Raw genomic sequence first — 25389 nt, forward strand, 5'->3', positions numbered from 1 at the left:
GTGGCAAAATCTTATAAGGCGCTAAAGAAGCAGTTCGACGAATTGTCAGCTGATACGAAATCTTATCTTCACAAGCTTGAAGGACTTCTTGCGGGCTCTGACAAATACGATATTGCTCTGGCTTATATCTTCATGAAATTGGAGGAAGGACATCACAGAGCACTGAAGTGCGGTTTGATTCGGCGACACAAGTGCAACTCTGCCAAGGCAGACGAGGCGCTGGAGCAGCAGCATTTTACACGAGAATATTTCCGCAAGGTTTTCAAAAATGTACTTGGAAAAGACATACCCAGCGCCGCCAGGGAAAAACTTGCAAGTGCTGAAGGTATCAGAGATAAGCAGATTCACGGAAAATCCGTCTCGGATGCAGATCTCCGGCAAGGAATATCAGATGCGCTCACTTATATTTCGAACCTGGGTGAGTTTGTAAAAGAAAAGACCAATAAGAACCCGTTTGGTGATCTTCGTGGTCTTGCTGGGAAGACGCAGCTTCTGGACGAAGCCACGAGTTACTGGCTTCTAAAAGGGGTTGGGTTGTACACCGACCAATCATAGCGCAGTTTTGACTGGCGCGCCTCTTTTCGAAGCGTAAGAGGTATCGGCTCTCACGCCAAACCATCGGTGACAAGGACCCGCCCCATGCAACTCCTCTGCCGCCACGACCTGACCGATTTCGACGCCTGGAAGGCGGCGTTCGACCAGGCCGCCGAAGAGCGCCGCAATGCCGGCCTCACCGTGCTTCAGGCCTGGCGCGAAGCCGACCGCGAGACCCGAATCTTCGTGCTCTACGAGGTCAATGTCCGCGACAAGGCCGAAACGTACCTCGCGACCGAGGCCCGGCTGATGGCCGGCCGGGCCGGCGTCACCGACAGCAGCCACCATTTCCTGCAAACCCTCTAGCGACCGGACATGACCCCCGAACTCACCGCCCTCGCCCTCGCCATCCTGCTCCAGGCCGCGCAACTCGCGATCTTCGCTATCCCCGCGAATTTCGAGCTCGGCGCCCGCTACACCACCAGCCCCCGCGACGAGCCGCCCGACGGCAGCCTCTCCACCCCCACCGCCCGGATGCAGCGCGCCTTCCAGAACCATTTCGAGGCGCTGATCCTCTTCACCGCGGCCGTCACCCTCGTCACCGTCTCGGACCAATCCACCTGGTTCACCGCGCTTTGCGCCTTCGCCTACCTCGCGGCCCGCATTGTCTACGTGCCGGCCTACGTCCTCGGCTGGGCGCCCGGCCGGTCGATCATCTGGGCCGCGGGCTTTCTCGCCACGATCCTGATGACGCTCGCGGCGCTCCTGTGACCTTCTTCTGGCCGCAAACATCCTCGGGGGGAGTCGCGCCGCAGGCGCGGCGGGGGGCAGACGCCCCCCCTGCCCCGCTTCGCGGAAGTCCGATAAAAGTCCGATGGAATTCCGATGGAAATCCGATGGAATTCCGACAGCCCAAACCGGCAAGGGAGACCCCATGGCAAGCTATGACGTGATCATCATCGGCTCCGGCCCCGGCGGCTATGTCTGCGCCATCCGCTGCGCCCAGCTCGGCCTGAAAACCGCCTGCGTCGAGGGCCGCGAAACGCTCGGCGGCACCTGCCTCAACGTCGGCTGCATCCCCTCCAAGGCGCTGCTCCACGCCTCGCACATGCTGCACGAGGCCGAAGAGAATTTCGCGAAGATGGGCCTCAAGGGCAAATCCCCCTCCGTGGACTGGTCCCAGATGCTCGCCTACAAGGACGAGACCATCGGCCAGAACACCAAGGGCATCGAGTTCCTGTTCAAGAAGAACAAGATCGACTGGATCAAGGGCTGGGCCTCGATCCCCGAAGCCGGGCTGGTGCAGGTCGGCGACGCCACCCACAAGGCGAAAAACATAATCATCGCAACGGGTTCCGAGCCTGCGACGATCCCCGGCGTGGAGATCGACGAAAAGACCATCGTCTCCTCCACCGGCGCGCTCAGCCTGCCCAAGGTGCCGAAAAAGCTGGTTGTGATCGGTGCGGGCGTGATCGGGCTGGAACTCGGCTCGGTCTATGCCCGGCTCGGCGCCGAGGTGACGGTGCTGGAATATCTCGACCAGATCACGCCGGGGCTCGACGCCGAAATCGCCCGCAGCTTCCGATCCCTTCTGAAAAAACAAGGGCTTGAGATCATAACCGGCGCCGCCGTCCAGTCCGCCGAGGCGCTCAAGACCAAGGTCAAGATCGGCTACACGCTGCGCAAGGACGACAGCGAGCACCAGGCCGATGCCGAGGTCGTGCTCGTCGCGACGGGCCGCAAACCCTTCACGCAGGGTCTGGGCCTCGACGCGCTGGGCGTGACCCTCACGAAACGCGGCCAGATCGCCACCGATGGCCGGTTCAAGACCTCGGTCGACGGCATTTATGGCATCGGCGACGCGATCGAAGGCCCGATGCTCGCCCACAAGGCCGAGGACGAGGGGATGGCGGTCGCCGAGATCCTCGCGGGCCAGGCGGGCCACGTGAATTACGACGTGATCCCCGGCGTGATCTACACCCATCCCGAGGTCGCCACCGTAGGCAAGACCGAGGAAGATCTGAAGGAGGCCGGCCGCGCCTACAAGACCGGCAAGTTCTCCTTCATGGGCAACGGCCGGGCCAAGGCCAATTTCGCGGCCGACGGCTTCGTCAAGGTCCTCGCCGATGCCGAGACAGACCGCATCCTCGGCGCGCATATCATCGGGCCGGCCGCGGGCGATCTGATCCACGAGATCTGCGTCGCGATGGAGTTCGGCGCGGCGGCCGAGGACCTCGCGCGCACCTGCCACGCCCACCCGACCTATTCCGAGGCGGTGCGCGAGGCCGCGCTGGCCTGCGGCGACGGGCCGATCCATAGTTGAAGCGGAGGCGCGGTGCGGTCAGATGGCTTGGGGACGACGGTTGCAATTTCCGCCGCCCCCGGTCGTGCCGTTTCCGACACTCCGGGCCGGGCGACCCGTGGGGGGAAAGGACGAGCGCCCGGCCTGAGCGGAACATGGGGCGCACAACGGGAGATTGCGCCCCGCCACAAGAAGTTGTGAAAGCCCCGTCAGGCGGCCAGCATCCGAAGGCCCTGGGTCACGTCGGTGCGTACCGCTAGCCGCAGGGCCGGCTCGTCCCCCGCCCGAAGCGCGGCCAGGATCATCCGGTGATGCTGCGGCGGCTCGGTCCGCCCCAGCCGCCCGTAAAGTGCGCGCATGGTGGGCCCGAGCTGCAGCCAGACGGTTTCCGCCATGGCCAGCATCGCGGGCGCCTGCGCGCGGAGGTAAAGGGCACGGTGGAACTCCAGGTTGGTGCGGATGAACCCGACCGCGTCGCCACGCGCCACCACCTCGCCGATCTCGCCGTTGATCTTCTGCATCCGCTCGATCAGCGCCATGTGCGCCCGCGGCAGCGCCCGGCTGGCCAGTTCGGGTTCCAGGAGCGCACGCAGCGCCGCCAGTTCCTCGATGCGCTCGTTCGACAGCTCGGGCGTCGCCACCCGGCCCGAGGAAGACAGCGTCAGCGCCCCCTCGGCCACCAGCCGGCGCACCGCCTCGCGCGCAGGCGTCATCGACACGCCGAACTTCCGGCCGATCCCGCGCAGCGTGAGCGCCGCGCCGGGGGTCAGTTCGCCATGCATGATCTGGGTTCGGAGGGCCCGGTACAGCCGGTCATGCGCGGCCGTGCCCGCCTCCCCCGGGCGCGTCTGAATGAGCATGGGCCGACTGTGATCACGAATTTTGCCAAGGTCAATCGCCGAAGCGCACGCGATGCAGCGCCGTGCCGTTCGCCCGCAACCAGGCCCGCGGCGCCTCGTAGTCCGGCAGCAGGCCACGGACCACCGCCCAATAGGCGGCCGAGTGATTCATCTCGGCCAGATGCGCCACCTCGTGCGCGGCCACGTAGTCCAGAACCTCCGCAGGCGCCATGATCAGCCGCCAGGAGAACATCAGATCGCCGCGCCACGAGCACGATCCCCACCGCGAGCGGGTGTCCCTCAGCGTGATCCGACCGTAGGGCCGGCCAAGCGTGCTGGCATGCCGCTCGACGGCGGCAGAAAGGGCGTCGCGGGCCTGAGTCTTCAGAAAGCCCTGCACCCGTGCGGCCACACGCTCGGGCGGGCCGGGCACCGCGAGCGCCCCGTCGACCAGGCACGGGGCGCGGCCGCGGCCGGGGACCAGCGGCAGAGGGCGCCCGCGAAACGGGACGCTGCCTCCCAGCTCGACCGTCTGCCCGTCGGGCCGGGCGTCGAGATGGCCCCGTATCCAGCCTTCCTTCTCACGCAGAAAGGCAAGCCCTTCGGCCAGCGGCGCGCGGTGCGGCAAGGTCAGGGTCACGCGCCCGTCGAGTTGCGAGATGCGCAGCGAGTAACGCCGCGCCCGCGCCGACCGGCGCAGGGTGACGTCGAGCGGGGGGTCGCCTGGAAGCCGCGTGATGCCCATGTCTGCCTCTTGTTTCGCCCGGAGAATAGCAATCCAAAAGGGCTTTGACACGTTGGGGGACTTGTGGCAGGTGGCTGCAACCGCAAGAGACGTGACTCCTGAGAGGAACTCCATGCCGAAGGAAGAATGGGGCGTAAAGCGCGTTTGTCCGAATTGCTCGACGCGCTTCTATGACCTGCAGCGTGATCCGATGACCTGCCCCTCCTGCGGGCACAGCTTCTCTCTGGAGAGCCTGACCGCGGGCAAGGGGCGCACCATGCTGACCGAAAAGGCCAGGCCGGCCAAGTCGGCGCCCCAGCGCGATCTCGGCACGAACGAAGAGGTGATCGAGGACGACGATTCCTCCGATGTCAATCTGGACGACGACGTGCTCGACGATGACGACGACGACAACGTCTCGCTCGACGACATCGCCGACGTCTCCTCGGACGACAACGATGAAAACTGACGGGCGCGGGGCGTTTTTTTCGCTTGATCTCGCCCCGCCGCTTCCATAAGACACGCGGGCGGCCCCGAGGGGCCGCTCCCGTATCGGGGCCATAGCTCAGTTGGGAGAGCGCTTGCATGGCATGCAAGAGGTCAGGGGTTCGACTCCCCTTGGCTCCACCAATCCTCCACATCGATACGCACTGATTTTCGCAAGAAAATCTGAAGGCAATCTCCGCGCCGCCGGTCGCGGGTAGTATGTCGAGACCAGGCCCGGCCATACCCGCAGCGCCGGCTGCTACCGCTCTCCGCACCCAGCTTGTTTTACCCGCGGCGTCACGGCGCTCGCGATGTCGGCGGCCCGACGGCCTGCGCACCCCACGCCCGTTCGCGCCGCGGCCCGCACACCCGCCAAGGCAAGAGACTGCCGCCGCAAAGCGTGCCGCAGCTTCGGCAAGATCCTTCCTTTGGAATCTCTCAATCTTTTGGAAAGGCGGCGTTGGTATCGCATGAAAGCCCGCGAGCGGCGTGGGCGCACCCGGAAGTCCCGCAGCCGTGGCACGGCACCATACAGTTTTGGAGGTCAAATGGGTCAGCCCGAAATCCAGCCCGGGAGCGCCTGGGCTGCGCAACGGCAAGACGAAGAGGTTCACTTCGCTCCAGAAGAGATCTTCTATTCCAGAACGGACCGTCGCGGCCTCCTGCGGATGGGAAACTCGGTCTTCCGGCGCGTCGCGGGCTATTCGTGGGACGAACTCGTCGGCGCGCCCCACAAGATCGTGCGTCACCCGGACATGCCCAAAGCCGCCTTCCGGATCTTCTGGAAGCGGCTTCTCGATGGCTATGCCGCCGGCGCATACGTCAAGAACCGGTCCAAGGACGGCGGGTACTACTGGGTCTTCGCCGTGGCCCAACCGATCGACGGCGGGTTCCTGTCGGTGCGGATCAAGCCGACAAGCCCGCTCTTCGAGACGGTCAAGACGATCTACGCCGCCGTCCGGGCGGAAGAAACGGAACGGCGCCTCGACCCGGACCAGAGTGCCGGCATGCTGATCCAACATCTGCAGAAGGCGGGTTTTACCGGCTATCTCGACTTCATGTCGCAGGCGCTCTGCCAGGAACTCGCCGCGCGCGATCTCGCGAAGACTGGCCACCGGGCCGCGCGCCTCGATGAACTCCTGGGCGTCGGCCAAAGCCTGAAGGCCGCCGCGCACGAGCAAGAGCACCTCCTGGCGACGTTGAACGCGCTTCAGCTTCTGCCGAACAATATCCGCATCGTGGCGGCGCAAATGGAGAAATCCGGCGGCCCGATCACCGCGATCTCGGAAAACTACCGGGCCGCCTCGAAGGAAATCCTGGCCCGGCTCGATGCCTTCGCCGGCTCCAGGGGCAACCTCTGCACGCAAATGTCCCGCGCGGTCGCGGAGGGCGCCTTTCTGATGGGATGCGCCGAGGTGCAGACTGAACTGGCCCGCCAGTTCGGGACGGAAACGGCAAGCGACTGCCCCGAGAACGCGGACGAAGAAATGGCCCTTCTCGAAAAGCTCGAAGGCGAAAGCACCGCGCGTGCGCACGGCCACATGGAAGAAGCGGTGCAGGTCGCGGATCGCCTCGCCGCAACCGGCCGTGAGTTGCGCCGCGTGGTGCTCGGGCTCGATACGATCAAGGTCATGGGACGTGTGGAATGCGCCCGCTACGGCACAAGCGGCGCCCGGCTGGCGGCCACGATCGAGGATCTCGACCGCTACCATGTCGACATTCGCTCCCGCCTTGAAACCCTGATCGCACTTTCCGAGAAGATCTGCGACACCGCGCAGGCGTTCACGGCCTGATACCCGCGTCGGTCGATCGGCGTCACGCGGTCCAGCCGCGAAACTTCCGCATCGATGAGGATGGCGAGGGAGACGGGGCTCTGGAACGGGCACAGGGCTGTTCGATCGGCGGTTTCCCGGCGTCTTGCGGCGAACGCGCCCTTTGCCCAATGGGGGCCGACCCTTGCCTTTCGACCCGTTGGCGTTCTATCGCGTCCCGAGGCTCGCGGCTCCGTGACAAGGCGAGAAGATGACTTGAAGGTGATCGACCTATATCATTTGGGGTCGCCGCACCGCGCGGCGCCGTGGACCGGACCGCCATGCTTCGGCAATTGATTCTTTCTACGCTGCTGATCGCGGGCACGCTCGCGCTCTGGATCGCTTACGTGCCCTCGGCGATTCCGGTGCTCGACCGGGTCGGGTTGCTTGACCTTCTGGGACTCGAACGGACAGCAGAGTCGCAGACACAGGGCAGCCGGTTCCGCCGGGGCGGCGCCATGGCGGTGGTCGTGGAAAAGGTCGCCGAAGGCAAGATCAGCGACCGGGTTGCCGCGATCGGCGATGGCAGGGCGCTGCGCACGGTCAACCTGCGTACGAAGGCGACGGGACAGGTGATCGAACTCGGCGTCGACGATGGAGGCTATGTCGAGACGGGCGCGCTTGTCGTCCGGCTCGAGGACGAGGCCGAGCGCATTGCGCTGGAACGCGCGCGCCTGATGCTGGAGGACGCCCGCGACGAGGCCGACCGCCTGGCACGTCTGGAGACGACCGGCGCGGTGACCGAGGTCAGCCGGCGCGAGGCCGATCTGGCGCTGAGCACCGCCGAGCTTGCCGTCCGCGACGCCGAATTCGAACTCGCGCAGCGCAGGGTGCATGCGCCCATTTCGGGCTGGGCCGGAATCCTCGATCTGTCGGTCGGCGACAGCGTCTCGGCGCAGGAGACGCTTCTGACGCTCACCGACCGGTCGCAAATCCTGATCGATTTTCGGGTCCCCGAACGGGTGGTCGCGCAGATCGCGCGCGGCATGCCGCTCGAGGCCCGACCGCTGGCGATGCCCGGCACGGCGCTGAGGGGCAAGGTGGACGCCCTCGACAACGTGGTCGACCGGGCCAGCCGCACCCTGCGCGTGCAGGGGCGGCTGGACAACGCCGAGGACCTCTTGCGCGATGGCATGGCCTTCGAGGTGGTGCTGCGCTTCCCCGGCGAGACGCTGCCCGCGGTGGACCCGCTCGCGGTTCAGTGGTCGTCCGACGGGGCCTTCGTCTGGACCGTGCGCGACGAAACGGCGACGCGCGTGCCCATCGCCATCCGCCAGCGCAACGCCGACAGCGTGCTCGTCGAGGCCGAACTTACCCCCGGGGAGCCGGTCGTTACCGAGGGCGTGCAATCGCTGCGCTCCGGCGCCGCCGTGCGCATCGTCGAACCGCAGGCCGCCGCCCCGCAGGGCGCTGCGGCCCGGCCGCTCTGAGGCCGGCCCGCGATGCTGGAGGAAGCGACACGCGCGGCACAGCAGGGCGGCCCCGCCATGTTCGTGCGCCGCCCGATCCTGGCGCTCGTGGTCAGCACGTTGATCGTGCTGGCGGGCTTCGCCGCGCTCTTCGGCGTGGAAATCCGCGAATTGCCGAACGTGGACCGGCCGGTGGTGACCGTGACGACCGAGTTTCCCGGCGCCTCGCCCGAAACCATCGACCAGGAGATAACCGGCCGGATCGAGGGCGCGGTGGGCCGCGTTGCGGGCGTGCGCCAGATCTCGTCCAACTCGCGCTTCGGGCGCAGCCGGGTGACGCTGGAATTCGCAGAAAGCGTGGATATCGACGTGGCCGCCACCGATACCCGTGATGCCGTGGCACGGATCGAGGGGCAATTACCAGAAGGCGCCGAAGACCCCGAGATCGTCAAGGCCGACGCCGATGCCCAGCCGGTGCTGCGCGTCGCCGTCACCTCGCCCCGGCGGACCGCCCAGGACCTCACGCAGATCGTGCAGGACAGGGTCGAGGACCGCCTGATCTCGATCGAGGGCGTGGCGGACCTGCGCATCTATGGCGACCGCGAGCCGATCTTCCGCGTGGATATCGACCAGGCCCGGCTGGCCAGCCGCGGGCTGACGCTCGCCGATATCCGGGCGGCGCTGGGCGATGCGGGGTTCAATGCCGCGGCTGGCGACCTGGAGGGGACGCGCCAGTCTATCAACGTGCGCACCACCGCCATGCTTGAGACGCCCGAGGCGTTCGAGGATCTTCAGATCGCACCGCACGTCGACCTGCGCGATGTCGCGACGGTCACGCTCGGGCCCGCGCCGAACGAGACGCTCCTGCGCGCCAACGACCAGACCGGGATCGGGCTCGGCGTGATCCGCCAGGCGGGAAGCAACACGCTGGACATCTCGCGCGACGTCCGCGCGACGGTGGCCGAATTGGACCGGACACTGCCCGACGACATCAGCATCTTCGTCACCTCCGACGACGCGGTGTTCGTCAATGGCGCCATCGTCGAGGTGCTCAAGACCCTGGGGCTGGCCATCGGGATCGTGGTGCTGGTGATCTTCCTGTTCCTGCGCGACCTGCGCGCCACGCTGATCCCGGGCCTGACCATGCCGGTGGCGCTGATCGGCACGCTGGCGGCGATCTACATCGTGGGCTTCTCGGTCAATATCCTGACGCTTCTGGCGCTGGTTCTGGCCACCGGCCTGGTGGTCGACGACGCCATCGTGGTGCTGGAAAACATCGTGCGCCGCCGCGCCGAGGGCATGGGGCCGCGCGCGGCGGCTGTCCTGGGCACCAAGCAGGTCTTCTTCGCCGTGGTCACGACAACCGCGACGCTCGCAGCGGTGTTCATTCCCCTGTCGTTCCTGCCCGGCCAGGCCGGGGGGCTGTTCCGAGAGTTCGGCTTCACCCTGGCCATGGCGGTGGCGATCTCCTCGGTCGTGGCGTTGACGCTCTGCCCGGTGCTGGCCAGCCGGCTTCTCTCGGACCGAACCGGGGACCAAGCGCCGGGTCCGATCGCGCGGGTCGGCAACGGGCTCGCGGCGGTCTATGCGCGCACGTTGCATGGGGCGCTGGCGATGCCTTTGGTCGTCGTCCTGGCTGCCGGGCTCTTTGCCGTGACGGCGGTGCTGGTCGCCGGCGAGATCCGGCAGGAGCTGACCCCGCGTGAGGACCGCGCCGTGGCGCTCTTGCGGGTCACTGCGCCGCAGGGCGTCTCTCTCGACTACACGCAATCCAAGATGCGCCAGATCGAGGCGGCGGTGGCCCCCTTGCGCGAGACCGGCGAAATCACCAGCGTCTTCGCCATCTCGGGCTTTGGCGCCGACAATCGCGGCTTCATGGTGTTCCGGCTGGCCGACTGGGACGACCGCGCGCGCAGCCAGGACGAGATCGTGGGAGAGATCAACGGCAAGCTGAGGGAAATCGTCGGGGTGCGCGCCTTCGCGATCCAGCCCAATTCTCTGGGCATCCGCGGCGCGGGGCGCGGCCTGAGCTTCGCGATCACCGGTGAAAGCTACGACCGGCTGGCGGAACTGTCCGAAGCGCTGGTGGCCCGAATGGAGGAGGACACCCGCTTCGGCGATGTCGAACTGGAATACGAGACGACCCAGCCGCAGCTTTTCGTCGAGATCGACCGCACCCGCGCCTCGGACCTGGGCATCGACATCTCCGGGCTGGGCGAGGCGCTCCGGGCAATGCTGAACGGCCGGACCGTGGGCTCGGTCTTCATCGGCGACCAGAGCTTCGACATCCAGATGCTGTCGACCTCCGACCCGGTGAACGACCCCGGCGACCTGCAGAACATCTTCGTGAAGGCGGGCGACGGCCAGATGGTGCCGATGTCGACCTTCGTGCGGCTGGAGGAACGCGCCGTCGCGCCGGAACTCGACCGCGAGGACCAGAGCCGCTCGGTCGAGATATCGGCGAGCCTGACACCTGCGTTCGCCCTCGGCGATGCGCTGACGGAAGTCGAGGAGCTGGCGGGCGATATCCTTGGGGAACAGAACCGGATCGTGCCGCTGGGCGAGGCCGCGACGCTTGACCAGACCAATTCCGGCCTCGCGATCATCTTCGGCTTCGCAATCGCGGTGGTATTCCTGGTGCTGGCGGCGCAGTTCGAGAGTTTCATCTCGGCCATTGTCGTGATGGCCACCGTTCCGCTGGGGCTGGCCTGCGCGGTTTTCGCGCTTATGTTCACGGGGCTCAGCTTGAACGTCTATTCCCAGATCGGGCTGGTGATGCTGATCGGGATCATGGCCAAGAACGGCATCCTGATCGTGGAATTCGCGAACCAGTTGCGCGACGGCGGAGTCGAGCTGCGCCGCGCCATCGAGGACGCGGCCACCATCCGCCTCCGGCCAGTGATGATGACCATGACCTCGACCGTTCTGGGCGGGGTGCCCCTGATCCTGTCCTCGGGCGCGGGGGCCGAGGCGCGCGAGGCGCTGGGATGGGTCATCGTCGGCGGGCTGGGGCTTGCCACGCTCTCGACGCTCTACCTGACGCCGGTCGCCTACCTGCTGCTCGCGCGCTTCTCCAAGCCGCGAGCCGAAGAGACAACGCGCCTCGCCCGCGAGCTGGAGGAGGCGCTGGCCGGCTGAGGCGCGGTGCCGGTTGACAGCCGCGCGCCGCCGGCGGGATAGTGGCGCAAGGGACCGCGAAGGGAGGAGCGGTTCGCGCATCCATGCTGGTCTACGTCTACGATTACAGGCTGATCGCGGCCTCGGTGGTCATCTCGATGATGGCGGCCTTCACGGGCCTCGCCCTCACGCGGGGGCTGTCCGCGGTCTCGGAAGGCGTGCGCCACCTGCGGATCGCGATGGCCGCGATCGCGCTGGGCGGCGGCATCTGGACGATGCATTTCGTCGCCATGCTGGCGATGCGGTTCGAGGTCGCCGTCTATTACGAGGCGCTGCCCACCGTCGCCTCGGTACTGATCGCGATCCTGCTGGCGGGGCTTGCGCTGATCCTGATGCATTTCGGCCGACGCACCGGGCCCCGGATGGCGCTTTCCGGGGCGGTGCTCGGGCTCGGCATCGTGATCATGCACTATACCGGCCTTTCGGCCATCGAGGGCTGTCGGCCGGTCTACGGGCTGGCGGGCGTCGCCGTCGCGGGCGGGCTGGCCGTGCTGTTGGGCGGGCTCGCGATCCGCGTGGCCTATGGCCGGCGCACGTCTGCGAACATCCTCGCGGCAACGGCGATCTTCGGGCTCTCGGTCGCCATCGTCCATTTCACCGCGATGTACTGGACGGGGTTCGCGCGCACCGCCGGCGACGTGCTGGCCGGACCGGCCATCGACAACGCGCATCTGGCGCTGCTGGTGCTTGTGACCGCCTTCGTGATCTCGGGCGCCTTCCTGATGTCCGGGGCGTCCTTCCTCTCGGCAAGCCCGTTCCCCGCCGAAGCGCCGGCAGAACCGCCGCCCGCGCCCCCGAACGAGCCGGCCACAGCCGGCCCCCGCCTGCCCTACGAACGCGAAGGGGTCACCTACTTTTTGCCCCCGGGCGCGGTCTCGGCGATCCGGGCCGAGGGGCATTACACCATCGCCTATACCGACGAGGGTCGCGTCTTCTGCCCCTGGTCGATCAGCGAGGCGGAGCGGCGGCTCTGCGCCTCGGGCTTCTTCCGCGTCCACCGCAGCTACCTGGTGAATACCGGGCGCGTGGCGGCCTTCGAACGGCGCAAGGACAGCGGTCTGTGCCGCTTCGAGGGGCTCGCCGATCTCGACCGCGTGCCGGTCAGTCGCGCGCGCGTGCCCGCGCTCAGGGAGCGGCTCGGCCTCTGAGGCGCAACTCGTGAAGCCATTTCGCAACTCGTGAGAAGGATCGGGCCGGCGGTGCAGCACCCTGTCGCAGCCAACGCGGCGATCCCTACCCTTTGGCGGCGTGACTACCCGCCGATGTACGAGCGGGGGCGCGCCAGACAAGGGAGGAGCGCGGATGATCCCAGCGCAGTTCGAATATCACCGGCCGGACTCCGTCGCCGCGGCCGTCGACCTGATGCGAGAGCATGGCGACGAGGGCCGGGTCGTGGCGGGCGGCCACAGCCTGATCCCGATGATGAAGCTTCGGATGGCCGCGCCGGAACACCTGATCGACCTGCAGGGCATCGCGGACCTGAAGGGCATCGAGGTCGGAGAAACCATCCGCATCGGCGCGATGACGACGCAATCCGAAATGCTGATCCACACTGGCCTGGCCGACGCCGCGCCGATCCTCCTGGAGGCCGCGCGCCAGATCGCCGACCCGCAGGTGCGCAACCTGGGCACCGTGGGCGGCAACGTCGCCAATGGCGACCCGGGCAACGACCTGCCCGCGCTGATGATGTGCCTTGATGCGCGCTTCACGCTCGTCGGCCCCGACGGCACGCGCGAGGTGGCGGCGCGCGACTTCTACGAGGCGCCCTATGTCACCGCGCGCGAGGAGGAGGAGCTGCTGACCGCGGTCAGCTTTGCCGCCCCGCCCAGGGGGCACGCCTACGAAAAGCAGAAGCGCAAGATCGGCGATTACGCGACCGCCGCCGCGGCCGTGCTGATCGGCGCAGAGGATGGGCGGGTCGTGTCGGCCTCGGTCGCGATGACCAATGTGGCCGACGTGCCCGTTCACAGCACCGCGGCGGGCGAGGCCCTGATCGGGACCGCCTGCGGGGAGGACGCGGTGCAGGCCGCGGTTGCCGCCATGCAGGGCGACATCGACCCGGTGGAGGACAACCGCGGCCCCGTCGAGTTCAAGCGCCACGTCGCCGGCGTGATCCTGGCCCGCGCCATCGCGCGCGCCTGGGACCGGGCCTGAGGGAGGAAAGAATGTCCAGGATGCACCTGACGCTGACGGTGAACGGCGAGGCGGTGGAAACGCTGGCCGAACCGCGCGAGCTGCTGATCCACGTGCTGCGCGAGCGGCTGGGGATCACCGGCCCGCATATCGGCTGCGAGACCAGCCATTGCGGGGCCTGCACGGTCGACATGGACGGCCGCTCGGTCAAGGCCTGCACGGTTCTGGCCGCCCAGGCGCAGGGGGCCCAGATCACCACGATCGAGGGGATCGGCACGCCTGACGGGCTGCACGCGCTGCAGGAGATGTTCCGCGAGCATCACGGGCTGCAATGCGGCTTCTGCACGCCGGGGATGATCACGCGGGCCTGGCGGCTCTTGCAGGAAAACCCCTCCCCCACCGAGGAGGAGGTGCGCTTCGGCATGGCCGGGAACCTCTGCCGCTGCACCGGCTATCAGAACATCGTCAAGGCGGTGCTGGCCGCCGCGCACGAAATGAACACCGTCAAGGAGGCCGCGGAATGAAGGACCTTCCCGACAGCGAAGAGCGCAAGGCCGGGCTTCAGGGCCTCGGCTGCAAACGGAAACGCGTGGAAGATGCGCGCTTCACCCAAGGCAAGGGCAACTATGTCGACGACATCAAGCTGCCCGGCATGCTGCACGGCGATTTCGTCCGCTCGCCCTATGCCCATGCCCGCGTGAAATCCATCGACGCCTCGGCCGCCCTCGCCCTGCCCGGCGTGGTCGCGGTGCTGACCGCGAAGGACCTGGAACCGCTGGGCCTGCACTGGATGCCGACGCTCGCGGGCGACAAGCAGATGGTGCTGGCCGACGGCAAGGTGCTGTTCCAGGGCCAGGAGGTCGCGTTCGTCGTGGCGACCGACCGCTACATCGCCGCCGACGCGGTCGAGCTGGTCGAGGTCGATTACGAGGATCTGCCCGTGGTCGTCGACCCGTTCAAGGCCGAGGCCCCCGACGCACCGGTGCTGCGCGAGGATCTTGAGGGCGTGACCGAGGGTGCCCACGGCCCCCGCCGCCATCACAACCACATCTTCACCTGGGAAGAGGGCGACACTCAGGGCGCGACCGCGGCGATCGACGGGTCGGAAGTGATCGCCGAGGAAACCATCTATTATCACCGCACGCATCCCTGCCCGCTGGAGACCTGTGGTTGTGTGGCCTCCATGGACAAGGTGAACGGCAAGCTGACGCTCTACGGCACCTTCCAGGCGCCGCATGTGGTGCGCACGGTGGCCTCGCTGCTGTCGGGCATCGACGAGCACAACATCCGCGTGGTCAGCCCCGATATCGGCGGGGGCTTCGGCAACAAGGTGGGCGTCTATCCCGGCTATGTCTGTTCCATCGTCGCCTCCATCGTCACAGGCAAGCCGGTGAAATGGGTCGAGGACCGGATGGAGAACCTGATGTCCACGGCCTTCGCCCGCGACTATCACATGCGCGGCCGGATCGGCGCCACGAAGGACGGGCGCATCACCGGGCTGCACGCCCATGTCACCGCCGATCACGGCGCGTTCGATGCCTGCGCGGACCCCACGAAATTCCCCGCCGGCTTCTTCCACATCTGCACCGGCAGCTACGATATCCCAGTCGCCTATTGCGCAGTGGACGGCGTATACACGAACAAGGCGCCCGGGGGCGTCGCCTATCGCTGTTCGTTCCGGGTGACGGAAGCGGCCTATTTCATAGAGCGGATGATCGAGATCCTCGCGATCAAGCTGGGGATGGACGCGGCCGAATTGCGGGCGAAGAACTTCATCCGCGCCGACCAGTTTCCCTATACCTCGGCGCTCGGCTGGGAATACGACTCCGGCGACTATCACACCGCCTGGGACAAGGCGCTGAAGGCCGTCGACTACGAGGGGCTGCGGAAAGAGCAGGCCGAGCGGGTCAAGGCGTTCAAGCGCGGCGAGACGCGGAAACTGCTGGGCATCGGGCTGACGCATTTCACCGAGATCGTCGGCGCGGGTCCGGTCAAGAACTGCGACATCCTCGGCATGGGCATGTTCGATTCCTGCGAGATCCGCATCCATCCCACCGGGTCGGCCATCGCCCGGCTGGGCACGATCAGCCAGGGCCAGGGGCATGCCACGACCTTCGCGCAGATCCTCGCAAGCGAGACCGGCATCCCGGCCGACAAGATCACCGTCGAGGAGGGCGACACCGACACCGCGCCCTACGGCCTCGGCACCTATGGTTCGCGCTCGACGCCCGTGGCCGGGGCGGCCACCGCGATGGCGGGCCGCAAGATCCGCGCCAAGGCGCAGATGATCGCGGCCTACCTGCTGGAGGTGCATGACGACGATCTTGAATGGGATATCGACCGGTTCGTCGTCAAGGGCGCGCCGGAGCGGTTCAAGACCATCGCCGAGATCGCCTATGCCTCCTACAACCAGGCGATCCCGGGGGTCGAGCCGGGGCTCGAGGCGGTGAGTTATTACGACCCGCCCAACATGACCTACCCCTTCGGCGCCTATATCTGCGTGATGGAAATCGACGTGGACACCGGCGAGCATGAAATTCGCCAGTTCTATGCGCTCGATGATTGCGGCACCCGGATCAACCCGATGATCATCGAAGGCCAGGTCCATGGCGGTCTGACCGAGGCGCTGGCCATCGCGATGGGCCAGGAAATCGCCTATGACGCGATGGGCAACGTGATGACCGGCACACTGATGGATTTCTTCCTGCCGACGACGTGGGAGACGCCTAACTACACCACCGATTTCACCGAAACCCCCAGCCCGCATCACCCGATCGGCGCCAAGGGCGTGGGCGAAAGCCCCAATGTCGGCGGCGTGCCGGCCTTCTCCAACGCCGTCCACGACGCCTTCCGCGCCTTCGGCCTGACCCAGACGCACATGCCGCACGACCACTGGCGCATCTGGAAGACGGCCCACGACCTGGGCCTGCATGGCTGACCTCCGGCGCCTGCCGCGTCCCTTCGCGGCAGGCGCCAGTCGGGAGGAGGAGATGGGACGCATCGCCAACCGCATCGAGGCGCTCGGGCTGGTGCTGCCGGCCGAGGTGCCGGTCTCGCAGCCCTTCCCCTGGGTGAATCTCCGCGGCACGCGGGTTCTGGTCTCGGGCCATGGCCCGCAAGAGCCGGACGGGTCGCTGGCCGGACCCTTCGGACGGGTCGGCGCAGACCTGACCGCGGACCAGGGCAAGGCGCTGGCGCGCAAGGCGGCGCTGTCGATGCTGGCCAGCCTGACCCGCGCACTGGGCGATCTGGACCGGATCACCGCGTGGCACCGCGTGTTCGGCATGGTCAACACGGGCCCGGGCTTCGAACACAGCCCGCATGTCATCAACGGCTTTTCCGAACTCGTCCTCGAGCTGTTCGGCGACGAGGTCGGGCGCCATGCGCGCTCCGCCGTCGGGATGGCGGCCCTGCCCTTCAACTTCGCCGTCGAGATCGAAGCCGAACTGGAGATCGCGGCATGACATGGACCGAGTTGCAACGCGATCTCTCCGATCACGGCTATGTCGCCGGCGACGACCTCTCGATGGCGCTCTACCTCGCCCTGAAGCTGGAACGGCCGCTGCTGCTGGAGGGCGCGGCGGGCGTGGGCAAGACCGAGATTGCCAAGGTGCTGGCGGCGCTGAAGGACGCGCGGCTGATCCGCCTGCAATGCTACGAGGGTCTGGATGCCAGCCACGCGATCTACGAATGGAACTACCAGCGGCAACTGCTTGCGATCCGCGCCGCCGGCGAGAGCGGCGAGGCCGGATCGGGGCTGGAGGCGCGCATCTTCTCCGAGGAGTACCTTCTGGACCGCCCCCTTTTGCAGGCGATCCGCCAACCCACGCCCCCCGTCCTGCTGATCGACGAGATCGACCGGGCCGATGAGGAATTCGAGGCCTACCTGCTGGAAATCCTCTCCGACTTCACGATCTCGATCCCCGAGCTTGGCACCATCCAAGCCACCGCCCGGCCGCACGTGATCCTGACCTCCAACGGCACGCGCGATCTGTCGGATGCGCTGAGGCGGCGCTGCATCTATACCCATGTCGACTACCCCGAACGGGCAACCGAACTCGCGATCCTCGACAAACGCCATCCGGGGCTGGAGCCGCGCCTGGCCGGCCAGATCGTGGGCTTCGTGCAGGCGCTCAGGCGGGAAGAGCTGGACAAGACCCCGGGCGTGGCCGAGACGCTCGACTTCGCCGCGGCCGTCGCGGGGCTGGGCGTGGCCGACCTGACCGACGACCCCGCCGCGTTGCAGGCCGCGCTCGTCACGCTGCTCAAGACGCGGGGGGACCGCGCCCGGGTGCCGACCGAGGTGGCCCAGCGGCTGGCCGGGAAGGCGGCATGAGCGGCGTCACGCGATTTCCCGCCCGCGCAGCCGGGCCAGCCGACCGGATGGCCGATTTCATGGCGCATCTGCGGGTGAACGGGTTGGCATTGGGGGTGAACGAGACCGCAACCGTGCTGGCCGCGGCGGCGGCGGTGAACCCGACCGACCCCGGCGAGATGCGCCTGGCGCTCAAGGCGGTCTGCGCGGGCACGCGCGACGAAGCACAACTCTTCGATGACCTCTTCGCCGCCTACTGGCTGAACCGCGGGCGGGAACGGCAGCGCGCGGCGCAGCCCAATGGGACGCCGGACCGCCCCGAGCGCCGCCATTCGCCCTTCGTGACCGAGGCGCTGTCGGCGATGGGACGGGGCCATGCCGACACCCCCGAGGGCGGCGACGGCGCGGCGGAGCAGTCCGGCGAAGGTCGGCTGGTGGGCAGCCGCATCGCCCGGCTCAAGCGCACCGACCTGCGCGAACTGGTCACCCCGCAGGACATCGCCGCCGCCGAGGGCACCGCCCGACGCATCGCGACAGCCATCCGCGACCGCCGTTCACGGCGACTGAAAGCAGACCGGCGGGGCGAACGGCTGGACCTGCGCCGCATCGCGCGCGACTCCGTCGCCACCGGGGGCGAGCCCCTGCGCCTTTACCGCCGACTCCGGCCGCACCGCCCCGCCAATATCGTGGCGCTGTGCGACGTGTCGGGCTCGATGACGGTCTATGCCCGGGTGTTCCTGTCCTTCCTCAAGGGGCTGATCGGCGCGGACCTGCGCGCCGACGCCTACCTGTTCCACACGCGCCTCGTGCGGATCACCGACGCGCTGCGCGATCCCGACCCGATTCGCGCCGTCAACCGCCTGGGCCTGATGGCCCAGGGCTTCGGCGGCGGCACGAAGATCGGCGGCGCGCTCGCCAGCTTCAACCGCGGCTATGCCAAAAGCCGCGTCAACGGGCGCTCGGTGGTCCTGCTCCTGTCGGACGGCTACGACACCGACCCGCCCGAGCTGATCGGCCGGGAACTCGCCCAGCTCAGGAAACGCAGCTGCCGCATCGTCTGGCTGAACCCGCTGAAGGGCTGGCGCGATTACGAGCCCGTCGCGCGCGGAATGGCCGGCGCCCTGCCCCATCTCGACCATTTCGCGGCGGCGAACACGCTGGATGCGCTCGCCGCCCTGGAACCGGAGCTGTCACGCCTATGAACGCCATGAGACGGGACGACATCCTCGACGACATCGCCGCCCTGAAACGCGCGGGCCGCCCCTTCGCCGTCGCGACCGTGGTGCGCACCGTGCGGGCGACCGCGGCAAAGGCCGGGGCCAGGGCGGTGATCCTGCCCGACGGCACCGTCCGGGCCGGCTGGATCGGCGGCGGCTGTGCGCGCGGCGCGGTGCTGAAGGCCGCCCGCGAAACGCTGCAAGACGGCGCGCCGCGGCTGATCTCGGTCCAGCCCGAAGAGGCGCTGGCGACGGGCGGGCTGGCCCCCGGCGACACAAGGGACGGCATCCGCTTCGCCCGCAACATGTGCCCCAGCCAGGGCACGATGGACATCTTCATCGAGGCCGTCCTGCCCGCGCCCGACTGCGTGATCTGCGGCACCTCGCCGGTGGCGCTGGCGCTGGCCGAGCTTGCCCCGCGGCTCGGCTTCTCGGTCACCGCCTGCGCGCCGGCGGATGAACAGGCCGCCTTTGCCGCACCCGACCGGCGGATCGAGGGCTATGCGCTGGACGTGGAGCCCGCCGGCCAGCGCTTCGTCGTGGTCGCGACCCAGGGCAAGGGCGACGAGGCGGCGCTCCGGGCCGCGCTTGCGGTCCCGTCGGCCTATGTCGCCTTCGTCGGCAGCCGCGCCAAGACCGCCGCGCTGCGCGAAAAGCTGTCGGCGACCCTGCCCGCCGAGGCCTTCGCGCGCCTGCACGCGCCCGCGGGCCTCGACCTCGGGGCGATCACGCCCGAGGAAATCGCCCTGTCGATCCTGGCCGAGATGGTCGCCCGCCGCCGCGCAGGCCAGCGTGATGACCCGGCCCCCTCCGCAAGCGGCTGAGCCTCAGGCCGTCTCGGTCAGCCCGCCCAGCAGGCACAGCGTCTCGGCGATCTCGTCAACGCCTTGCCCGTGGCGCAGCGCGGCAAAGATAGTCTCGCCCGCGCCGCGCATCCGCTTCGCGTCGCGCTCCATCACCGACAGGTCGGCGCCGACATGGGGGGCGAGGTCGGTCTTGTTTATGATCAAAAGGTCCGATTTCGTGATTGCGGGGCCGCCCTTGCGGGGAATTTCCTCGCCCGCCGCCACGTCGATCACGTACAGCGTGATGTCGGCCAGTTCCGGGCTGAACGTGGCCGAGAGGTTGTCGCCGCCCGACTCGATCAGCACGAGGTCGAGATCGGGGAAACGCTCGGTCAGGTCCGCGACGGCGGCGAGGTTGATCGAGGCATCCTCGCGGATCGCGGTATGCGGGCAGCCGCCGGTTTCCACGCCCTTGATGCGCTCGGCGGGCAGCACCTGCATCCGCATCAACGCCTCGGCGTCTTCCTGTGTGTAGATGTCGTTGGTGACGACCGCGAGCGAGAAGCGCGGGCCGAGCGTGCGGGCCAGCGCGGCGGTGAGCGTGGTCTTGCCCGCGCCCACCGGGCCGCCGATGCCGACGCGAAGGGGGCCGTTCGGGGAACTCATGTGCGGAACAACCTCGTGTCCTGGGTTTCGTGTTTCATCGACGTGATATCGGCAAGGAAGGCCGTGCTGGCAAGATCGTCGAGCGTTTCGGTCGTCGCCCGCTGCGCCACGTCCTCGCAAACGGGCGTCAGCGCGGTCAGCACAAGCTGCCCGTCGGTCTGGCCAACGGGGATGAGACGGATGCCGGCCGAGACGAGGTTCGAGACGAAGGCGTGCAGATACATTCGCGCGGTCAGCAGGAGCGGCAAGTCGTGGAGCCGGGCCGCGCGGCCCAGCGCCACCGGATATGTCAGCACAGGCAGATCGTCCGCCCAGACATCACCCGTCACCTTAGCGAAGGCCGCGCCCTGGGCGGTGCTCTCCAGGAGCCGCTCGGCCGAGGGCTGGAAGGCGCGGGCAAACGCGTCGATCTCCGCCAGGGCCGCGGCGTCCGGCGCGCCGTGGGCGGCGGCAAGGAAGATCGCGTCCGAATGCCCCGCGCCGTTGCGGAGGATGTTCTCCAGCCAGGCCTGCAGCGTCGCGGCATCCGCCACGTGGCCAGCCGCCACCGCGGCCTCCAGCCCGTGGCTGTAGGCGAAGGCCCCCACCGGATAGGCCGGCGACAGCCACTGGGCCAGCTTCAGGATCTGCCCGTCAGTGACCATGATCGTGGTGGTGGTCATGCGCGTGGCCATCACCATGCGCGTGATCGTGGCCGTGGGAATGCGAATGCGTCCGCCCGTGCCCGTAGGCTCCGCCCTCGGGGGTGAAGGGCTCCTCCACCTCCGTCACGGTCGCGCCGATCTTCTCCAGCATGTCGCGGATCACGTGGTCGCGCTGGATCAACAGGCGCCCGGGCTCGATCTGGCAGGGCGTGTGGCGGTTGCCGATATGCCAGGCGATCCGCGGAAGGTGATCGCCGGTTACACACAACAACGGCTCGGCCGCCGCGCGCACGGCGATGGCGCGGCCATCCTCCAGGCAGATCAGGTCGCCCGCGTTCAGCGAGGTGGTCTTGGGCAGGTCGAGCACGAATGCGAGCCCGCCGTCGGTGACAAGCCGCTTTCGGCGCAGGAAACGCGCATCGTAGCCCAGCGTCACGGTGTCCACCGCACCGCTTCCGCCGGCAAGAAGGCTGCGCGCGACGGGCAGGGTGCTCATGTCCGCCCTCTTTTCGGGGCCGCGCTCACGCGAAGAGGTCGCGGAAAACGTAGCCCGGAATGTCGTCGCGCGTAAGCCCCATCCGGGCGAGTTGCGCGTCGGAGCAGGCGTTCAGGGTCTGGATCTCGCGCATCCGGGACCGCCGCAGGGAATAGGCGTTGAACCCCATCCCGAGCCCCGCGAAGAACAGGTCCAGCCGCTCGCCCATGCCGCCGGGCACGGTCTTGACCGTCATGTATGGCGTTCCCATCGGAAACCTCCTCGTGGTTCACAAGAAGTTTCCTCCCTTGCCTCTTAAGATAGAGCTTATGCCCCCCGCGGCCCAACGGCGGATCGGCCTGGAGGGCCGATTTTTGCTGCAATGCAGCAGATTTGTGCAACTGTCCCATTCGTCCCTCAGAACATGAAGTAGCGCTGCGCCATCGGCAGCACTTCGGCCGGCTCGCAGGTCAAGAGTTCGCCATCGGCGCGTACCTCGTAGGTCTCGGGGTGCACCTCGATCTCGGGCGTGGCGTCGTTCAGGACAAGGTCCTTCTTGCCGATGCCGCGGGTATTGCTGACCGCGAGCGTCCGCTTGGCGAGGCCGAGCGTGTCGCGGATGCCGGCCGATTGCGCCGCCTCAGAGACGAAGATCACCGCCGAGTTTTCGACCGACCGACCGAAGCCCCCCCACATCGGCCGGGTATACACCGGCTGCGGCGTCGGGATCGAGGCGTTGGGGTCGCCCATCTGCGCGCAGACGATAGTGCCTCCGATCAGCACCATGTTCGGCTTCACGCCGAAGAAGGCGGGGTCCCACAGCACAAGATCGGCGCGCTTGCCTTCCTCGATCGACCCGATCTCGCGCGCGATCCCATGGGCGACGGCCGGGTTGATCGTGTATTTCGCGACGTAGCGGCGGACGCGATAGTTGTCGTTCTCCCCCGTCTCTTCGGCCAACCGGCCCCGCTGCTTCTTCATCTTGTCGGCGGTCTGCCAGGTGCGGATGATGACCTCGCCCACCCGGCCCATCGCTTGGCTGTCCGACGCGATGATCGAAAAGGCGCCCATGTCGTGCAGGATGTCCTCGGCCGCGATGGTCTCGCGCCGGATACGGCTTTCGGCGAAGGCCACGTCCTCGGGGATCGACTTGTCGAGGTGGTGGCAGACCATCAGCATGTCGAGATGCTCTTCCAGCGTGTTGACCGTGAAAGGCCGCGTCGGGTTGGTCGAGGACGGCAGCACGTACTCCTCGCCGCAGACCTTGATGATGTCGGGGGCGTGCCCGCCACCCGCCCCCTCGGTGTGGAAGGCATGGATCGTGCGGCCCTTCATCGCCGCGATGGTCTGTTCGACGAACCCGCTTTCGTTCAGCGTGTCGGTATGGATCATTACCTGCACGTCCATGTCGTTTGCGACCGACAGGCAGCAATCGATGGCGGCGGGCGTCGTGCCCCAATCCTCATGCAGCTTCAGCGCGCAGGCCCCGCCTTTCACCTGTTCCACCAGCGCCTCGGGCAGCGACGCGTTACCCTTGCCGGCAAAGGCGAGGTTCATCGCGAAGGCGTCGGCGGCCTGCAGCATTCGGCCTATGTGCCAAGGGCCGGGCGTGCAGGTGGTCGCCATCGTGCCCGTTGCGGGGCCGGTCCCGCCGCCCAGCATCGTCGTCAGGCCCGAATGCAGTGCATCCTCGATCTGCTGCGGACAGATGAAGTGGATATGGCTGTCGAACCCGCCGGCGGTCAGGATCTTGCCCTCGCCCGCGATGGCCTCGGTCCCGGGGCCGACGATGATATCCACGCCCGGCTGCGTGTCTGGGTTCCCGGCCTTGCCGATCTTCGCGATACGGCCGTCCTTGAGACCTACGTCGGCCTTGTAGATACCGGTGTGGTCCACGATCAGCGCGTTGGTGATGACGGTATCCACCGCGCCACCAGCCCGCGTGACCTGGCTCTGGCCCATCCCGTCGCGGATCACCTTGCCGCCACCGAACTTGACCTCCTCGCCATAGGTGGTGAGGTCGCGTTCCACCTCGACGATCAGGTCGGTATCGGCCAGCCGCAGCCGGTCGCCAGCGGTCGGGCCGAACATCGCGGCATAGTCGGAGCGGGATATCGTGGCGGGCATATGGCGTCTCCTTCGGGACATGTCCGGCGCGCAAGCGCGCCTAGGCGAGGGGACCTGGCACGCACGCGGCGGCATGGCGGTTCGAACCCATGCCGGGCAATCCGATGCAGGGCAGTGCATTGAGGCGCGCGACGGGCTTCGGGCCGACACTGGCGACCCAAAGCCGCGGTATGCAACGCACAACGCTCATGCGTCGGGTCCGCCCTTGTCCTCGGGCATGATCGGCGGCGAGGCGGGTTGGCGCCGGGCACGCCTCTTGGAGGTCTTGGCACCCTCCGTCTCACGCGGCGCCGCGGGAGCGGCGGATGTCCCGGCGGCTGGCGATTTCGATGTGGCGGCTGGCCCGGCGCTCGGCTTGGCGGCCCGCGGTTTCGGCGCGGCCGTCTTGGCGCGGCCCGTCGCGGTGCTGCGCTTTGCGGTGGCGCCCTTGGCCCCGGACGACGCATTGCGGCGGGTGGCGGTCTTCGGCCTGGAGGCAGGTTCCGCCTTGGCCGCGGGCGCGGGCTTCGCTGCGGGCGCGGCAACGTGGCCATCGTCTTGCTTGGGCACGGCACGGGCGACGACGGGGGCGGGTTTCGCCGGCGTCGTTTTCGCCGCGGTCACGCCCCCCTCGAGGTTGATGTCGTCCGGCGCGTCGCCTGCGCCCAGGGCGGCATCCGCCGTCAGCGGGTCGACGCTGCCGGTGCGGATCATCACCACCCAGGGATTGGCGCGCATCATCGTCTCGAAGCAAAGCTGCGCCATCCGCATCTGCTGTTCCATCATGTAGGACACCATCCAGAAAGGCGAGGCGGGGGAATAGAGCGGCGGCGGGGTGGAAGTCATCGCGTGGTCTCCTCTCGGCGCGGACGCATCAGAGATCGCCCATCACCTGTTGGTTGAAGCCGAAGACGCGGCGGGCCCCCGCCATGGGGATCAGTCGCACCTCGCGGCGTTGACCGGGCTCGAAACGGACCGCGGTGCCCGCAGCGATGTCGAGACGTCGCCCACGGGCCTCGGCGCGGTCGAACTCGAGCGCCGGGTTCGTTTCGGCGAAATGATAGTGGCTGCCGACCTGCACCGGCCGGTCGCCGGTATTCGCCACCATCAAGGTGATCGCCTCGCGCCCCTCGTTCAAGGTCAACGCGCCGGCGGCGGGGAAAAGCTCTCCGGGGATCATCGCGCGCCCTCACCCGGCCAGCAGCAGGGCCGAACCGGCGGCGGCGACCACGCCGCCCGCGGCACGCCCGGTCGCGGCACCGCCGAAGCGGGCCAGGGCCCAGCCGGCCAGGACGCCGGCCCCATGCAACAGCGCGGTCGCCAGCACGAAGCCGCCAAGATAGGCCATCGCCGACGCCCCGCCCATTTCGGCCGCGTGCGCGTGGCCATGGAACAATGCGAGCATCCCGACGACGGCCGCGCCCATGCCGACGGGCAGACAGACGGCAAGGGCGACCAGCACGCCCAGCACGAGGACAGAGGCCACGATCATCGGTTCGACCGCAGGCAGCGGCAGCCCGACCAGAGCGAGGGCGAAACCGGCCGCCATCGCGCCGACGAAGGCCGCCGGCAACGCCCAGAGGGCACGCCCGCCAAGTGTCACGGCCCAGAGCCCCACGGCCAACATGGCCAGCACGTGATCCGCCCCGAAGACCGGGTGACTGAAACCCGCGGCGAACGACCCGTGCGCAACGGGATCGAGATGGGCGAATGCCGGGCCGGCGGCCGTGAGAGATGCCGGAAGCACGAAGGCAAGACGTTTCATC

26 protein-coding genes and 1 tRNA gene are annotated in these 25389 nt (G+C 67.9%); 17 read left to right on the top strand and 10 right to left on the bottom strand.

The genetic code is table 11. The annotated features are described in order from the left end of the window. The 4 genes from BUR28_RS19435 (at position 1) to lpdA (ending at position 2857) form a co-directional block, all read left to right on the top strand. The gene (locus BUR28_RS19435; RefSeq protein ID WP_139307547.1) at positions 1–555 is read left to right on the top strand and encodes a hypothetical protein; all 555 of its coding nucleotides are present in this window, start codon (positions 1–3) and stop codon (positions 553–555) included. An 84-nt stretch (positions 556–639) separates the two neighbouring features. Then, entirely contained in the window at positions 640–900 is a 261-nt protein-coding gene (locus tag BUR28_RS09685) for a hypothetical protein (RefSeq protein WP_074219928.1), read from the top strand. Positions 901–909: 9 nt separating this feature from the next. Then, positions 910–1305, top strand: coding sequence for an MAPEG family protein (locus BUR28_RS09690; RefSeq protein ID WP_074219929.1), 396 nt, complete (start codon positions 910–912; stop codon positions 1303–1305). 163 nt (positions 1306–1468) lie between these two features. Continuing rightward, the gene (gene lpdA / locus BUR28_RS09695; protein ID WP_074219930.1) at positions 1469–2857 is read left to right on the top strand and encodes a dihydrolipoyl dehydrogenase; all 1389 of its coding nucleotides are present in this window, start codon (positions 1469–1471) and stop codon (positions 2855–2857) included. Between the two features lie 188 nt (positions 2858–3045). On the opposite strand, the gene BUR28_RS09700 is transcribed toward lpdA, so the two are convergent. Both BUR28_RS09700 and BUR28_RS09705 read right to left on the bottom strand, forming a co-directional pair. After that, positions 3046–3696 carry a GntR family transcriptional regulator gene (locus tag BUR28_RS09700; RefSeq protein WP_074219931.1) on the bottom strand — a complete coding sequence of 217 codons (651 nt, stop codon included), beginning with the start codon at positions 3694–3696 and terminating at the stop codon, positions 3046–3048. Between the two features lie 31 nt (positions 3697–3727). After that, entirely contained in the window at positions 3728–4420 is a 693-nt protein-coding gene (locus BUR28_RS09705) for a M48 family metallopeptidase (RefSeq protein WP_074219932.1), read from the bottom strand. A gap of 112 nt (positions 4421–4532) precedes the next feature. Between BUR28_RS09705 and BUR28_RS09710 the strand changes: the two genes are divergently transcribed. The 13 genes from BUR28_RS09710 to BUR28_RS09770 all read left to right on the top strand — a co-directional run bounded on the left by BUR28_RS09710 (position 4533) and on the right by BUR28_RS09770 (position 19771). After that, positions 4533–4868 carry a TIGR02300 family protein gene (locus tag BUR28_RS09710; protein ID WP_074219933.1) on the top strand — a complete coding sequence of 112 codons (336 nt, stop codon included), beginning with the start codon at positions 4533–4535 and terminating at the stop codon, positions 4866–4868. Between the two features lie 85 nt (positions 4869–4953). Further along, positions 4954–5029 (top strand) — tRNA-Ala (locus BUR28_RS09715). 167 nt (positions 5030–5196) lie between these two features. Continuing rightward, positions 5197–6678 carry a PAS domain-containing protein gene (locus BUR28_RS09720; RefSeq protein ID WP_083626581.1) on the top strand — a complete coding sequence of 494 codons (1482 nt, stop codon included), beginning with the start codon at positions 5197–5199 and terminating at the stop codon, positions 6676–6678. A gap of 311 nt (positions 6679–6989) precedes the next feature. Continuing rightward, positions 6990–8126, top strand: coding sequence for an efflux RND transporter periplasmic adaptor subunit (locus tag BUR28_RS09725; RefSeq protein WP_254813724.1), 1137 nt, complete (start codon positions 6990–6992; stop codon positions 8124–8126). 12 nt (positions 8127–8138) lie between these two features. Beyond that, a complete protein-coding gene (locus BUR28_RS09730; protein ID WP_074219936.1) occupies positions 8139–11243 on the top strand; it encodes an efflux RND transporter permease subunit in 3105 nt (1034 codons plus the stop codon). Positions 11244–11326: 83 nt separating this feature from the next. Then, positions 11327–12430, top strand: a complete 1104-nt coding sequence (locus BUR28_RS09735; RefSeq protein ID WP_074219937.1) for an MHYT domain-containing protein — start codon at positions 11327–11329, stop codon at positions 12428–12430. 154 nt (positions 12431–12584) lie between these two features. Next, on the top strand, positions 12585–13436 hold the full coding sequence (locus BUR28_RS09740; protein ID WP_074219938.1) for an FAD binding domain-containing protein: 852 nt from the start codon (positions 12585–12587) through the stop codon (positions 13434–13436). A gap of 11 nt (positions 13437–13447) precedes the next feature. After that, complete coding sequence (locus BUR28_RS09745) at positions 13448–13939, top strand: (2Fe-2S)-binding protein (protein WP_074219939.1); 492 nt, start codon at positions 13448–13450, stop codon at positions 13937–13939. Beyond that, positions 13936–16353 (top strand): aerobic carbon-monoxide dehydrogenase large subunit, encoded by a 2418-nt coding sequence (locus BUR28_RS09750; protein ID WP_074219940.1) that lies wholly within the window; start codon positions 13936–13938, stop codon positions 16351–16353. Before BUR28_RS09745 ends, BUR28_RS09750 begins: the two co-directional genes overlap by 4 nt. 52 nt (positions 16354–16405) lie before the next feature. Then, positions 16406–16879 carry a RidA family protein gene (locus tag BUR28_RS09755; RefSeq protein WP_074219941.1) on the top strand — a complete coding sequence of 158 codons (474 nt, stop codon included), beginning with the start codon at positions 16406–16408 and terminating at the stop codon, positions 16877–16879. Next, positions 16876–17751: an AAA family ATPase gene (locus tag BUR28_RS09760; RefSeq protein ID WP_074219942.1), complete on the top strand. Its 876-nt coding sequence runs from the start codon at positions 16876–16878 to the stop codon at positions 17749–17751. Before BUR28_RS09755 ends, BUR28_RS09760 begins: the two co-directional genes overlap by 4 nt. Further along, positions 17748–18932 carry a vWA domain-containing protein gene (locus tag BUR28_RS09765; RefSeq protein WP_074219943.1) on the top strand — a complete coding sequence of 395 codons (1185 nt, stop codon included), beginning with the start codon at positions 17748–17750 and terminating at the stop codon, positions 18930–18932. Before BUR28_RS09760 ends, BUR28_RS09765 begins: the two co-directional genes overlap by 4 nt. 5 nt (positions 18933–18937) lie before the next feature. Beyond that, positions 18938–19771 carry an XdhC family protein gene (locus BUR28_RS09770; RefSeq protein WP_074221593.1) on the top strand — a complete coding sequence of 278 codons (834 nt, stop codon included), beginning with the start codon at positions 18938–18940 and terminating at the stop codon, positions 19769–19771. A gap of 3 nt (positions 19772–19774) precedes the next feature. Here the strand turns inward: BUR28_RS09770 and ureG are convergent, their stop codons facing one another. From ureG to BUR28_RS09810, 8 genes are all read right to left on the bottom strand, one after another. Next, positions 19775–20398, bottom strand: a complete 624-nt coding sequence (gene ureG / locus BUR28_RS09775; protein ID WP_074219944.1) for an urease accessory protein UreG — start codon at positions 20396–20398, stop codon at positions 19775–19777. Next, positions 20395–21078 carry an urease accessory protein UreF gene (locus BUR28_RS09780; protein WP_254813725.1) on the bottom strand — a complete coding sequence of 228 codons (684 nt, stop codon included), beginning with the start codon at positions 21076–21078 and terminating at the stop codon, positions 20395–20397. Before BUR28_RS09780 ends, ureG begins: the two co-directional genes overlap by 4 nt. Next, positions 21032–21538: an urease accessory protein UreE gene (ureE, locus tag BUR28_RS09785; protein ID WP_074219945.1), complete on the bottom strand. Its 507-nt coding sequence runs from the start codon at positions 21536–21538 to the stop codon at positions 21032–21034. The genes BUR28_RS09780 and ureE overlap by 47 nt, the downstream gene beginning before the upstream one ends. A gap of 25 nt (positions 21539–21563) precedes the next feature. Further along, on the bottom strand, positions 21564–21788 hold the full coding sequence (locus BUR28_RS09790; RefSeq protein WP_254813726.1) for a DUF1127 domain-containing protein: 225 nt from the start codon (positions 21786–21788) through the stop codon (positions 21564–21566). Between the two features lie 146 nt (positions 21789–21934). Next, the gene (ureC, locus tag BUR28_RS09795) at positions 21935–23644 is read right to left on the bottom strand and encodes an urease subunit alpha (protein WP_074219946.1); all 1710 of its coding nucleotides are present in this window, start codon (positions 23642–23644) and stop codon (positions 21935–21937) included. Between the two features lie 186 nt (positions 23645–23830). Beyond that, positions 23831–24469, bottom strand: coding sequence for a hypothetical protein (locus tag BUR28_RS09800; protein WP_074219947.1), 639 nt, complete (start codon positions 24467–24469; stop codon positions 23831–23833). Positions 24470–24497: 28 nt separating this feature from the next. After that, positions 24498–24803 (bottom strand): urease subunit beta, encoded by a 306-nt coding sequence (locus BUR28_RS09805; protein ID WP_074219948.1) that lies wholly within the window; start codon positions 24801–24803, stop codon positions 24498–24500. A 9-nt stretch (positions 24804–24812) separates the two neighbouring features. Next, entirely contained in the window at positions 24813–25388 is a 576-nt protein-coding gene (locus tag BUR28_RS09810; protein ID WP_074219949.1) for a HupE/UreJ family protein, read from the bottom strand. Position 25389: the final 1 nt, after the last annotated feature.

The organism is Rhodovulum sp. ES.010, assembly GCF_900142935.1.
Classification (GTDB): domain Bacteria; phylum Pseudomonadota; class Alphaproteobacteria; order Rhodobacterales; family Rhodobacteraceae; genus Rhodovulum.